Source organism: Xenorhabdus bharatensis (genome assembly GCF_037996705.1).
Classification (GTDB): Bacteria; Pseudomonadota; Gammaproteobacteria; order Enterobacterales; family Enterobacteriaceae; genus Xenorhabdus; species Xenorhabdus bharatensis.
Genome location: NZ_JBBMXG010000022.1, coordinates 23,323 through 36,924, shown reverse-complemented (window position 1 = coordinate 36,924; position 13,602 = coordinate 23,323). Strand labels below are relative to the sequence as shown.

General features: G+C 41.5%; 11 protein-coding genes, 1 tRNA gene and 4 pseudogenes. 6 read left to right on the top strand and 10 right to left on the bottom strand.

Translation table 11 applies throughout. From position 1 onward, the window contains the following. Positions 1-7: 7 nt before the first annotated feature. Positions 8-739 (top strand): pyridoxine 5'-phosphate synthase, encoded by a 732-nt coding sequence (gene pdxJ / locus AAC855_RS17710; protein WP_340611341.1) that lies wholly within the window; start codon positions 8-10, stop codon positions 737-739. Then, the gene (acpS, locus tag AAC855_RS17705) at positions 739-1,119 is read left to right on the top strand and encodes a holo-ACP synthase (protein WP_340611340.1); all 381 of its coding nucleotides are present in this window, start codon (positions 739-741) and stop codon (positions 1,117-1,119) included. The genes pdxJ and acpS overlap by 1 nt, the downstream gene beginning before the upstream one ends. 80 nt (positions 1,120-1,199) lie before the next feature. Here the strand turns inward: acpS and AAC855_RS17700 are convergent, their stop codons facing one another. Beyond that, positions 1,200-1,460 (bottom strand): YfhL family 4Fe-4S dicluster ferredoxin, encoded by a 261-nt coding sequence (locus AAC855_RS17700; RefSeq protein WP_340611339.1) that lies wholly within the window; start codon positions 1,458-1,460, stop codon positions 1,200-1,202. Between the two features lie 214 nt (positions 1,461-1,674). On the opposite strand from AAC855_RS17700, the gene AAC855_RS17695 reads away from it, so the two are divergent. Both AAC855_RS17695 and AAC855_RS17690 read left to right on the top strand, forming a co-directional pair. After that, positions 1,675-3,072, top strand: coding sequence for a recombinase (locus tag AAC855_RS17695; RefSeq protein ID WP_340611338.1), 1,398 nt, complete (start codon positions 1,675-1,677; stop codon positions 3,070-3,072). A gap of 110 nt (positions 3,073-3,182) precedes the next feature. Next, positions 3,183-4,223: an IS481 family transposase gene (locus AAC855_RS17690; RefSeq protein WP_340611337.1), complete on the top strand. Its 1,041-nt coding sequence runs from the start codon at positions 3,183-3,185 to the stop codon at positions 4,221-4,223. A 197-nt stretch (positions 4,224-4,420) separates the two neighbouring features. Here the strand turns inward: AAC855_RS17690 and AAC855_RS17685 are convergent, their stop codons facing one another. From AAC855_RS17685 to AAC855_RS17650, 8 genes and pseudogenes are all read right to left on the bottom strand, one after another. Then, on the bottom strand, positions 4,421-4,627 hold the full coding sequence (locus tag AAC855_RS17685; protein WP_340611336.1) for a phage tail fiber protein: 207 nt from the start codon (positions 4,625-4,627) through the stop codon (positions 4,421-4,423). Between the two features lie 43 nt (positions 4,628-4,670). Next, a pseudogene (locus AAC855_RS17680) lies at positions 4,671-5,036 on the bottom strand (IS1 family transposase); the annotation flags it as partial. 230 nt (positions 5,037-5,266) lie between these two features. After that, positions 5,267-6,300 (bottom strand): annotated as a pseudogene (locus AAC855_RS17675) (IS110 family RNA-guided transposase). Between the two features lie 88 nt (positions 6,301-6,388). Further along, positions 6,389-6,747 (bottom strand): annotated as a pseudogene (locus AAC855_RS17670) (IS1-like element transposase); the annotation flags it as partial. A 44-nt stretch (positions 6,748-6,791) separates the two neighbouring features. After that, a pseudogene (locus AAC855_RS17665) lies at positions 6,792-7,975 on the bottom strand (tyrosine-type recombinase/integrase). Between the two features lie 150 nt (positions 7,976-8,125). After that, positions 8,126-8,200, bottom strand: a tRNA-Arg gene (locus AAC855_RS17660). Positions 8,201-8,501: 301 nt separating this feature from the next. Further along, positions 8,502-9,050, bottom strand: coding sequence for a DUF7823 domain-containing protein (locus AAC855_RS17655; protein WP_340611335.1), 549 nt, complete (start codon positions 9,048-9,050; stop codon positions 8,502-8,504). Positions 9,051-9,138: 88 nt separating this feature from the next. Continuing rightward, positions 9,139-9,693: an AidA/PixA family protein gene (locus AAC855_RS17650; RefSeq protein WP_340611334.1), complete on the bottom strand. Its 555-nt coding sequence runs from the start codon at positions 9,691-9,693 to the stop codon at positions 9,139-9,141. A 597-nt stretch (positions 9,694-10,290) separates the two neighbouring features. Between AAC855_RS17650 and AAC855_RS17645 the strand changes: the two genes are divergently transcribed. After that, positions 10,291-10,638: an SH3 domain-containing protein gene (locus tag AAC855_RS17645; RefSeq protein ID WP_340611333.1), complete on the top strand. Its 348-nt coding sequence runs from the start codon at positions 10,291-10,293 to the stop codon at positions 10,636-10,638. Between the two features lie 3 nt (positions 10,639-10,641). After that, positions 10,642-11,607 carry a threo-3-hydroxy-L-aspartate ammonia-lyase gene (locus AAC855_RS17640; RefSeq protein ID WP_340611331.1) on the top strand — a complete coding sequence of 322 codons (966 nt, stop codon included), beginning with the start codon at positions 10,642-10,644 and terminating at the stop codon, positions 11,605-11,607. Positions 11,608-11,618: 11 nt separating this feature from the next. On the opposite strand, the gene prpR is transcribed toward AAC855_RS17640, so the two are convergent. Beyond that, entirely contained in the window at positions 11,619-13,322 is a 1,704-nt protein-coding gene (gene prpR, locus AAC855_RS17635; RefSeq protein WP_340611330.1) for a propionate catabolism operon regulatory protein PrpR, read from the bottom strand. Between the last annotated feature and the right edge of the window lie 280 nt (positions 13,323-13,602).

Sequence of the window (13,602 nt, the reverse complement as noted above, 5' to 3'; positions counted from 1 at the left end):
GCTAAAAATGGCTGAGGTATTGTTAGGCATCAACATTGACCATATTGCAACAGTGCGTAATGCCCGCGGAACGCAATATCCTGATCCTGTACAGGCTGCATTTGTTGCTGAACAGGCTGGTGCTGATGGGATAACAGTTCACTTGCGTGAAGATCGTCGCCACATTACAGACAGAGATGTTCAGTTATTAGCAAAAACCATCCAGACACGTATGAATCTGGAAATGGCTGTGACTGATGAGATGGTAGATATAGCCTGCCAAATCAAACCTGCTTTTTGTTGTTTAGTCCCTGAAAAGCGTGAAGAAGTCACAACAGAAGGGGGATTGGATGTCTTCGGGCAGAAAGCACATGTTGGCGCAGCCGTTAAGCGTTTATCAGATGCGGGTATTCTTGTTTCCCTGTTTATTGATGCCGATCATCAACAGATTGATGCTGCGGCTGAAGTGGGAGCACCTTATATTGAAATCCATACTGGTGCGTATGCTGATGCAGAAAATGATGCGCAACAGGAAAAAGAATTTCAGCGTATTAAAGACGCTGTAACTTATGCTGCCGCTAAAGGTATAAAAGTTAACGCAGGCCACGGGCTGACTTATCACAATGTACAGCGCATTGCAGCATTACCGGAGATCTATGAACTGAATATCGGCCATGCCATTATCGGGCGGGCATTATTTAGTGGTTTATCTGCTGCGGTTTCTGATATGAAAACCTTGTTGCGTGAAGCCCGCCGTTAATGGCCATTATCGGATTGGGCACAGATATTGTTGAAATTCTCCGTATAGAGGAGATTGTCGGGCGTTCTGGCGAACGCCTGGCAAAACGTATCCTGAGTGATAATGAGTGGCAACAATATCAGCAGCATAACCAGCCAATTCGTTTTCTGGCAAAACGCTTTGCTGTCAAAGAAGCCGCTGCTAAGGCACTCGGAACAGGTATCCGTAACGGATTAGCGTTTAATCAGTTTGAAGTGATTAATGATGCTCTAGGGAAACCAACATTAAAACTTCATGGCGAAGCAAAAACACTAGCGAGCCAACTGTATGTGAAATCCATGCATGTCACACTGGCAGATGAACGGCGTTATGCCTGTGCAACGGTGATATTGGAGAGTTAGAAAAAATATTATGAACCCTCGTTCTATGTGGACGAGGTATCCGTAGAAAAGCTATTTTGAATGCCATGAACAATCTGAACTCAAATTTTATCAGCATGATGTAAGAGCACAAATTTATCCCATAGCTGCTCTTCTGTTTCTTTATGCTCGGGGTCGATAATAATAGTGTTTGTTATCGGGCAAACAGACTGGCAGGTCGGTTTTTCATAATGCCCTATGCACTCAGTACAGCGCTCCGGAGCAATTTCATAGATTTCAGCCCCCATTGTAATGGCCTGATTAGGGCATTCAGGTTCACACATATCACAATTGATGCAGCGTTTGGTAATTAGTAGTGACATTTCAATCTCTTGTAAATATTTTATCTAAAAATCAATCTATTAACTAAATTCCGTATTCGTTACTTTTAGCCGTTTCTTGTATTTTTGTACAGTGTGTTTTACATTTAAAAACGATATTCCGTAACACAAAACCGCAACACATAGCTATTTTATGCATCTAAAATATAGTAATGTGTGAGCTAAATATCAACGTTATGATATACGGTGGTTTTTAATGAAAAGCATAGCAACACAATCAATTAATGAGCCTAAAACAGACGGCTATTTAGCTGCATTGACTAACTGGGAGTCTTGTAAGCCCCCTTACACTAGCTCACACATGAAGGTCTGTGTTACGGCGGCAAAAATTATATTAAAACATTTAGGGAAGCCGCGTCGATCTAAGTATGAAAAAGAAAACTACTTGAGGTTAGATTTTAGCAAGGCAGGTAAGGTTACTATATATGCTGAATACCCTAAAAGCATGGGGCTAAAAGGACGCAAGTTGGGCGAGTGGCCGGAACTGACTTTACCTATAGCTCGTGAAAAAGCTCAAGAGTTAGCTCAAGAAGGATTAACAGCTGAATCAGTGCATCAGGTGCTTGATTCATACGAGAGTGATCTATGGGCTAAGGTTGAACGTAAAAAACTCGGAGAGCATAGTTTTTATACTTATAGTTGTAGGATAAAACAGTTGCGTGAATCTTTCGAGCGGCGTGAGGTGTTTAGTGATATCACGTATCAGCGATTAATTGATGTTCTGGATTTGTGGATCGAAACAAAATCCAACAATCAGTCATTTGAACTATTTGGTGAGTTGCGTAGATTTTGGAAATTTGCAGCACCTTTACATTGTGGTGGGAAAAACATAGCCGCTAGCATTCCTGATGATTACATTTCTTCCCGCGTTCAGCGTCCTACTCCAACTCGGAGGTTTACAGATATAGAATCTATTGCTCATCTATGGATTAATGTTGCAGCTTGCACTTCCGTTCATCAAAAAAATGCTATGCGTTACATGATATTGACGGGGGTTAGGCCTATAAATGTATCAAATTTACGATGGGAGTATGTAGATGCTGCTGCGGGGGAAATTGTTTACCCTGCGGGACTAACGGGTATGCGAGGAGCAATGAAGACGCAAAAGGAGTTTCGGTTACCAATTACACCGATGCTTAAGATAATTCTTGATGAGCAAGGAGCATGGCGTGATTCTGTGGATGGGTGCAACCGGGACTATGTATTTTTACAACCTAGAAATATAACAGAGCCATTTTCAAAACGTTCTTTGGATAAACTGATAAAAACCTATAGTCCTGATAATGCGTTAAAAGGAGTGGTTCATGAGGGAACGGTTAAAGGTAAATCTAGTGCATTTAATACAATGTGCAGGAAATTTCTGAAAAGTAATATTATCGCCCAAATGAGAGCACGTGGGTACTCTCGTTCAGATACCAGAGAAATTAGCCAATTATGCATGCATCACTCTGATAATCGCGCTGATCCTATGGGCGAACATTACGATTTCTCTGATGAAATATTACAAGAAGAAATCTCCTTAAAACGCCAAGCATTCGAAGCGCATGAAAACAGTATTATGACCCAAGCGACATTGCTGAGACGGAAGGGTTAATTATGTATTAGTTCAGATGAGATCTGACACTTCGATTTGAAAAGAAGAGAGTTACCCGCTTTGATTAAAGGTGCTGAATCTTAAATCAAAGAAACTAAGAGGTAACTCTCATGCTACATACTAGCAATCCCATCATTAAACACAAAGCAGGTCTTCTCAATCTTGCCAGGGAGCTGGGCAATGTTTCCCAAGCCTGCAAAGTCATGGGCGTATCACGAGACACGTTTTACCGTTATCAAGAATTGGTTGAAGCCGGTGGTATTGATGCCCTTATCAACCACAGTAGAAGAACACCCAACCTCAAAAACAGGGTCGATCCAGAAACAGAGCAAGCGGTGGTCAAATATGCGATTGATTACCCAGCATACGGACAAGTGAGAACCAGTAACGAACTGCGTAAAGTCGGGATATTTGTTTCACCCAGCGGGGTGCGTTCTATTTGGCTCAGGCACGATCTTGAAAACTTTAAAAAGCGCTTACCGGCGCTCGAAAAGCACGTGGCTGAGACCGGGTTTATCCTGACAGAAGCCCAAGTGGTGGCTCTGGAGAGAAAGAAACTGGATGATGAAGTCTGCGGTGAAATCGATACTGTTCATCCTGGCTATCTGGGGTCTCAAGATACGTTCTATGTGGGGACGTTGAAAGGCATAGGTCGGATTTACCAGCAGACGTTTGTCGATACCTACAGTAAGGTGGCGTTTGCCAAACTCTATACGACCAAGACACCAATTACGGCGGCAGATATACTGAATGACAAAGTGCTGCCGTTCTTTGAATCGCATCAATTACCGATGCTAAGAATTTTGACAGATAGGGGTACAGAATATTGTGGGCGTGTCGAATATCACGACTATCAGCTTTATTTAGCCGTCAATGATATCGACCACACAAAAACAAAGGCCCGCTCCCCCCAGACAAACGGCATCTGTGAACGTTTCCATAAGAGCATTTTGAACGAGTTTTACCAAATCACCTTCAGAAAGAAACTGTACATGTCACTCAATGAGTTGCAAACGGATCTGGATGAATGGATAGATGACTACAATTATCATCGCACTCATCAAGGGAAAATATGTTGTGGTCGCACACCAATAGAGACATTATTGGAAGGAAAAACAATTTGGGCTGAAAAAAATTTAACCCGAATTTAATCTGACACGCACTAAATCAAAATGGGTGACTGTCAGATCAAGTTTGAACTACTACATGTAACCCGCCCCCGTAACGTAGCTTTCAATTACATCGTCAGAGCCGCTTAATTCTGAGTACAACTTAACCCGCAATTTTCTGCGGGTTAATCATACCCTTACTCTACCTGAACACTATCAGTGACAACCTCTGCCACCCTCTACCTCACATTCCACACCGAATTCGCCGGCATCTGGACACGGACATCCAAACGACAGCCTTCCGGAATATCGCACGGTTCTCCGTCCTGATAATAAACCTTTTCCCCGTTAACAATTTCTTTTATCCGCTTATTCTGAAAGCGTGCCGGTAAGTGGCTATGCTGACGGTGGAAGGTCTCAATCGTGATACTGCCGTCCTTATTCATCTTGTTGTTCTTCGGCGGGTCATGACTCCAATAGTTAGATCTGTTATGAAATATAGTATTCACGCTCAATGAACGTACCGACCACTTTGTCATGCATCTCTTCGGATTTGGAATAACCTATTGTCTTTCTATTCAGCCTCTTTATCCGGATACGAAGCGTAAGATTCTTTCTCTCGATACGTTGGGTAAATTTCTTTCCCGTGAAGCGTTTTTTCTTAGGCAGGCAATCGTAAACGGCATAATCATCTGTACAGTAAAACCGGATAGTAAAATGAGACAGGAGTGCCAGCAGCTTTTTCAACGTTTTCCTGCTGCGATCCCCAAACACATATGCCACTACCCGTTTCCTATTCGGCTCCCAGGCATACCAGAGCCAGCGCTGATTTTTCTTATTACCGACGAATGACCATATATGGACGCCCCCGGTTATGCAAGCATTGAGTCGATACGGTTTGCTGCCATATATCCGGCGTCATAATGAACTCACTTGTTCGCGCCATGATGTCATCCGCACCCTGCTTCCTTATCACTGCTCGGGCATATTATTGCCTTGGTCATTCTCAGGCTATGACAGGGACGGTAGCCGTTTTCTCATCAGTGTTTGCAAACTCGATAATGCGTCTATTTTTTGTTGCTCAATTAATTGATAGTAAAAATTTTTTGCATATTAAAATCCACGTCATCCCGCAGAACACGCCAAATAATCCGGGTCAGTTTGTTGGCTAAAGCCACCGTGGCTTTCATGAACCCGCACCGGTCAATCAGTTTTCTCAGCCATTCGCCCAGATAATCATCCCGTCTTTGAACACAACGCATCACGGCACGAGCGCCGTGAATGATTAACGTTCGGAGATGACGATTGCCATTTTTGCTCAAGGAAGACAGACGGTTTTTTCCTCCTGAACTGTGTTGCCGGGGAACCAATCCACACCAGGCAGACAGTTGTCGTCCATTGGCAAATTGGGATGCACTGACGTCACTCACGAAGGCGGCCGCGATAAGAGGACCAACGCCAGGAATAGTGAGCAAATGCTCATAACCCGTTTGCTGACGGGAAAGTGCCACTATTTCGTTATCCATGTCATGAATACAGGTGTTCAAATTCCGCATCTCTTCCCATAAGGTCTGCAATAAACGACGCAGCACATAAGACAGGTGATTGCTGTCATCTTCCAGAATATCAGGGAGATGCTGTTGAAGCTTTTGAATGCCAGCAGGCACAATCAGTCCCGATTCAGCGAGAAAAGCCCGCATTTGGTTAGCAAGTGCGGTACGCTGTTCCACCATAAGTTGCCGGGCACTACGCAGTGCCTTGATATCTTGCTGTTCCACGGTCTTGACGGGAACAAAATGAAGACCTGGACGACAGGTCGTTTCACAAATAGCCAGCGCATCATTGGCATCGTTTTTTTGATGATGGCTGAAGGCCTTGACGTGTTGAGTCGGGACTAACCTGACGGTATATCCCATCGCTTGCAGCGTTCGCCCCCAGTAGTGAGTGTTGCACAAGCTTCCATCGCAATGACCGTGCCGGACGGAAAAGAGCGCACGGTATCAAGCAATTTTTGCCGTGAGATTTTTCGGTTCGAGGCGACAGAACCGTCCGCCATCCAGACACAGACTTGAAAAACGTTTTTGGCGAGGTCAATGCCAACGACTTTGATCGTATTCATGATAGGTTCTCTCCCGAAAAACTCAGTGCATCGGAAAGAAAGATGGCACTATTTGCCGCTGAAAAAGGGGACGTCCATCACATCAATGCTCGTCTATTTCACAGATAATATGAATCTCACTGCCCGCCAGCGGCAGCGTGGTTACTTGTCTTGGTGTGAGTTTTTTAATGTGCGAATGACCGTGTTAATGCCGACTTTCAAAACCTGAGCCGTGTCCCTGACACCGGCGTTATTCATGGGCATATCAATAATTCGCTCTTTCATGCCGGGATGGCAGGCTTGATAGGTATAGTTCAGTTGGAAGGTTTTACGGCAAGCATAGCAGTGATAGCGGGAGCAGTGATAGCGGGAGCAGTGATAGCGGGGATGCCCAGTACGCCCTTTTCCATGCCCTTTAACCTCGTCTGTTTTATCACAGTAACGACAAATCACATCAACTTTAGCAATATCTCACCCAGAATAAAAAGTAGGGAGTTTATCATAAGATCTAATCATTGGGAGCATGACCTGATTCCTGATATTTTATCAATATAATTAGCAAACCATTGCATCATCTCTCGGCGTGAATCTAAATATTGTGCGTGGTTATATACACCCCTGATATTATTGCTATCAACATGAGCTAATTGCTTCTCAATAACATCATGATCAAACTTATGCTCATTAAGGATAGTACTGAACTGATGGCGAAATCCTGACCACTAGCAATACCGTCATAACCTATTCTTCGAATCACTAGCAGAACAGCATTTTCACTAATAGATTTTCTCTTGTCATTTCTTCCGGGAAATACAAATTCTGAAATAGATGAAGTTATAGGTTTTAGGTTTTGAAGTAACTTAAAAACCTGCTCTGACATAGGTACGATATGTATTCTACGACCTTTCATTATTGAAGGGTCAATGGTTATAATTCGGTTATCAAAATCAACGTTCGTCCATAGCATGCTTCGCATTTCTTTAGTTCTTAATGCTGTGTATTGCAAGATTTGAGTTGCAGTTTTGGATATAACGCTACCGGAGTATGCTGATAACGCTTGATTAAATGAAGGTATTTGATCAATAGTAAGAAATGGGTAGTGCTCTTTGCGATATCCAGTCATAGCATCAGCCAAATCTGGAGCGGGATTATATTTCGCTCTGCCAGTCACTATTGCATATCTGAATACTTCTCCGCATCTACGTCTCGCCTTGCTTGCTCTTTCCATAGCACCACGTTCTTCAAACTGACGGATCACCTTGAGTAGAACCATTGGTTCTATTTCGTCCATTGTCATATGGCCGATGCTAGGTAGAATATCGGTCTGAAACATGCTTTGTAGTTCTTTCACATATCTTTCAGACCAGACAGCTTGTTTGAATTGATACCACTCATTATAGATAACAGCAAAAGTATCAGGGGATTGATTATCTTTCTGTTTTGGTGTCGCTGATTCAAGGTCTCCACCATTAGCAAGGACAGACTTAGCCTCTGCGTGTTTTAATCGAGCGGTAACCAGTGGAACTTCTGGATACGCGCCAATCACATAAGTTTGTTCTTTCCCATTTTTACGATACCTAAAACGCCAAATCTTATTTCCTGTTTTCGATACAAAAAGAAATAAACCTCCTCCATCAGCAAGGCGATAAGCTTTGTCTTTAGGTTTAGCTGACTCAATCTGCTTTATCGTTAACATGTGGGCATCCTAAGTGGGTATATGACAGATGCCCACACTTCACTGGTGTAGTCAAGTTATACAGGGTAACGGTAGGTAACGATAAAACTACTTTAAATTAGTTTTTTTAAGTAGTTAGGTTATGTTGGGTAATGCGAGGTAACTTGACTCTGGCGCCCTCTGCAGGAATCGAACCTACAACTAGCCCTTAGGAGGGGCTCGTTATATCCATTTAACTAAGAGGGCATTTTACTACTTGTTTCAGGCCGTCTCTGAAACGGCTCGTATCTTATCTCTTTCTGCCTGTTTTAATCAAGTTTTTTGCATTTGTTTGTTCCACCCTATCCTCTTTAGTTTTCTGTTATAGTCAACTCATCACTTACTATTGTGTACAGATTGAGTACATAATCGCACTTCATTTTTTGAACGTTTTATAACCATAACATTGAGTGTTATTAGCAGCTGATTTTGGTGACAAAATAAAGATTAAAGTTAACAATAAATATTGGCCACTTGTTATAAAATATATCTCGTTAATCTAGATCACTTAATTATCACACCATCTGAAGCAAAAACGTTTAGTTTCTCCAGTCTCCTTCAATACATCCCCTAATTTTTTCGCGTCAGGGATCGACTGAGCAATATAGTCGTACGTAATATTGTAATCATGTACCACTGAAACTCCGACTATAATTTTTGAATATTTCCCAAGGTGGTAAGTTACACCATCAACTGTTACATAAAGAAATTTATTATAAAATAGGTCCAACATATCTCTAAAGCTTTGCTGTTTTTTATAAGAATGTGCATTGAATAAAAGAAAACCACCGGACAATCCTGCAAATAACCTTTCTGACCAATAGAAAAAACCTATTTTATCTGCATCAATAGGTGTGTTATTTTCGATAATAGATAATTTACCAAAAGACGGCCTATTCTGGCTTGATTGTGCTTCGCTATTGTATCCCCAATGCATGTTTTCTGATTCTATTTCCGCATCGGAAAAATTAAATTTCCCAGCACCGAGGTTAATATCAAGTTCCAATTTATATTCTGTCTCTGGTGTATCAATTTTTGATTTATTATTATCGACCATGGTCTTCTCACTTATTATTTATCTAAGATAAATAAGGCCGCGCATTGCACGGCCCGGAAGATTTATTCAGTAGCTCTATTTTAAATATTTATCTCTTATCCAGTATAAGAGCTGGCTCTGCAGCAACATAACCCTGTAAAATACCTTCTTTATAAATTCCTACAATGCACTCATAGTACATTGTACGCATAGTGCCATTTGCAGGCATCATATTAACTTTGCTCATCCAGTAGTAACTTCTTATTGCCTGCATATCCACATCTAATGGATTTCTTACATCAACAACCGGAACATATTCTATGCCCTGTACAACTTTGTGAGGTTCCATCATTGTCATCATGTCATCCGGCATGACTGTCATCATTGGATCCAGTTTTATCAGCGCAACTGAATAGTCTAAATTCATATTTAATGTCATTACTTTTACGCGCAGCATATCACCCGCATCGCATTTAATGACTAAACTACCAGAACTATTAACAGACGCAAGTTTTTCATCCTCAGGGATATAGGTGATATATTTTTTAAAAATACCCTCAGACCAAAGTGAAACAGGATTGTTAATATCTTTGCTAAGTTTGCCAAAATCATTCATAATATCTTCGGTTCTGATACCAACTAATATATCAATCATTTTAGACATTATAGTACCCTCATTTATTTATGGTATTGGTCTATTTTATTACACAAAAAACATAACACTCTGGCTGAGTTTATTTTACAAGCTACTTTCGGAATACATAATAGCAAAACAATATAAAGTAAAAACCTCAAAAAACACTTATATTCGAGATTTTTTTATCACAATAAAAAGGTTAAACTGTATTTTACATAAATCATTTTTCAGCATTAAAGACTCAACTAAAAACCAAATTACACTTTAATTCAGAAACAATGACAAATATAAACACCCTTGTGTTATCAACATCTTTATTGAATTCATTCATAAAAAGAAATTTACTAAGAAATAATAAACAAACAGTATTAATGATGTTGTTATAAAACCAGATAAGCAACTCCTGATTTTTATTTTTTATATTACCTCTAAAGTTAAATAGATATACAATTTACTCCAATGTATAATATTAACTATTACTTCAGCTACTACATTAACTTTTACTCTTCGTCTTTCAAGTTACTTCTTTGTTGCCCGCAACACACCTTGAAATCCATTGAGTATATATCTTATGAATTTTTAGTCATCGCCTGAAAAATGGCAAATATAAATTCAGGAGAAAGTATGTTTGGTAAAGGTACTGTAATCAAGAACTACACCAGCGCTTATCCCACTCCGATCCGGTTGCAGTCAGGTGATATCGTTTCAGTCAGCTACTGTGATATAGAGTATCCTTATTGGGTATGGACGACGGATAAATCAGAATTAAGTGGCTGGGTTCCCCAACAAATTTTGCGTTTTACTCAGGTTAATCAGGCAATCTGTATGGAAAACTATATTGCACATGAATTAACTGTAAAAGCCGGTGAATTACTCTATCTGGAAAATTTATTGAATGGTTGGTTCTGGGCCCACAAAGAATGTGGCGAAACAGGCTGGATACCACAGGATTATATAACTCAGGAGATTTAAGTAATGAAGTTTGTACCCGATTATCGTGATGTTTCAGAAGCCCACGCCCGCATTAAAAACTATATCCACAAAACTCCGGTATTTACCTCAAATACGGTTAATCAGATATTCGACGCTGAAGTCTATTTCAAATGTGAAAACTACCAACGAATGGGAGCATTTAAATTTCGCGGCGCAATGAATGCGTTATCCCAGTTTAGTGATGAACAGAAAAAAAACGGGGTTGTTGCTTTCTCTTCCGGTAATCATGCTCAGGCTATTGCCTTAGCTGCTAAGATGCTCAATATTCCAGCCACAATCGTGATGCCACATGATGCCCCTAAAGCCAAAATTGAAGCAACAAAAGGTTATGGTGGCAAAATTGTTTTTTATGACAGATACACTGAAGATAACAAGGCCATAAGCCACAATCTGGCAGAAAAACACGGGTTGACTTTAATCCCGCCTTACGATCATCCACACATTATTGCAGGGCAAGGCACTGTAGCCAAAGAACTCTTTGAGGAAATCGGCGAACTGGATAGGCTGTTTGTGCCGCTCGGTGGCGGTGGTCTGTTATCCGGTTCCGCATTATCTGCTTCTCAGTTATCCCCGAAATGTCAGGTTTTGGGTGTCGAACCTGAGGAGGGGAATGACGGGCAACAATCTTTCAGAAAAGGTGAGATTGTCTATATTGATACTCCAAAAACCATTGCTGATGGCGCACAAACACCACATCTGGGTCAGCATAATTTTGACATTATTCGCCACCTTGTAACAGATATCCTGACAGCCTCAGATAAAGAGCTGGTTGATGCAATGTATTTTCTGGCAGAGCGAATGAAAACGGTTGTTGAGCCAACAGGCTGTTTAGGTTTTGCTGCGGCAAGAGCGATGCGCGAACAGTTGCAGGGCAAGCGTATCGGTATTATCTTAAGCGGAGGCAATATCGATATGCAACGATACTCCCAGTTACTGGCAAATAAATAAGCCAGTAGATTTTACAGATCCTGTCCTCTATTCGTTGAGGCAGGATTTTTTAGGTTATTTTGCTGCTCCTGTTTTAATCTCCGCCATAGTGTCGTGCGGCTGATCCCCAGATATTCCGCAGCCGCCTGCCGGTTACCGGAAAAATGCGCCACAATATCACTCAGTGAAATATCATGCTCCAAAGGTAATTCTTCTGTGAAAGAATGAGATGTCGTTTTTACTACTTTCATATTATTCATTACACCAACTTCAACCTGACGCTCAGGAGAAAGTGACAATATTAGCGCAGGAGTTAATATCTGTTCAGGATTAACACTCGTATAAAGAGCGATTCGTTCCATTAGATTACGCAGCTCTCTCACATTACCCGGCCAGTGATAAGACCGTAATACTTCATCACACTGAGACAGCTCACGCATTCTTAAAGGCGAAACACGCAAATTAAGCGCGGCACATGCCCGCCGGAAATACTCCTGAGCCAGCATACTGATATCGTTTTCCCGCTCCCGCAACGCCGGAAGATTAATACGTAACACATTTAAACGATAAAACAGATCAACACGGAAGCGCCCTTCCCTTACCCACTGATCCAAATCAACATGAGTTGCACAAATAATACGGACATCAACAGCAATCGGACGATATCCCCCAACCCTGACAACCGATTTTTCTTCCAGAACTCTCAATAACCGAGTCTGTAGCGGCAATGGCATTTCACCAATTTCATCCAGAAATAACGTTCCCCTGTGAGCAACCTCAAATAATCCCGCCCGTCCGCCGCGTCGTGAACCTGTAAATGCCCCTTCTTCGTAGCCAAACAATTCTGCCTCTAATAACGATTCGGCGATTGCACCACAATTAACAGCCACGAATGGCCGGGAATGTTTTCTTTTTAACTGCCCATAGCGAAGGGTATATTCATGATGAATAGCCTGTGCAACCAACTCCTTTCCTGTACCACTTTCTCCCTGAATCAATACGGTCGCTGTCGAACGGGCATATAACGTAATTGTGCTTCGTACACGCTCCATTGCCGCAGAATTGCCCCGAATATCATTGATTGTGTGCCGGATACGCAGTTTATCTTCAGTAGGATAAGGTGAAATTACTGCCTGATTAAGTCTGGCCATCTTAGCCATATCCAAAGCATCATGAAATGCCCGCCGGATAGAATCAGCAGAATAGACAAAAACACCCACCAGCCCCGCTTCATACGCCAAATCAGTGATAAGCCCGGCTCCTACAATCACCTGAATGCCAACTGCTTTCAGTGCATTAATCTGTGTTCTGGCATCCTCTGCTGTTACATAGCTTCGTTGTTCAATACGCAAATGAAAACATTGCTGAAATTCCTCCAGCGCAGGTAAGGTGTTTTGGTAGGAGATGACGCCAATACGGGAACTGATTTGCCGGGCGCGAGCCAATGCCTGCATGAAATCAAAGCCACTGGCTTTGGCTATGATCACCGGTACTGACAACCTGCTTTTCAGATAAGCGCCATTAGAACCCGCACATATGACGGCATCACAATGTTCGTTCTCCAAGCGCTTACGGATATATTGCACCGCCTGTTCAAAACCAAGGTGGATCGGTGTGATATCAGCCAGATGATCAAACTCCGGTGTAATGTCGCGAAAAAGGTCAAAAAGGCGGGAGATAGAGACTGTCCAGATAACAGGCTTATTGCTGTCACGCTCTGAGGCATGTATTGGCATGATATATCTCCTTTTCTCTTTTCTGCTCATTTTTTATTACGTTTCACTTAAACAAAATGAAACAAAATTGTTCAAAATTGAAACAAGTATATATTATCATCAGCAGAAAGTCAGAAACGACATCACAGCAAAAAAATATTTACCCATTTGATTATTAAATAAAAATAAAAAAAAACCCTTATCTATCTCCTATCCTTTCCTCTCATTTCTGCTTTTTGGCATAAGCCTTGCTTTATTAATAAGTTAGTACAAATAAGTTTCATTTTTATACTAATGGAGT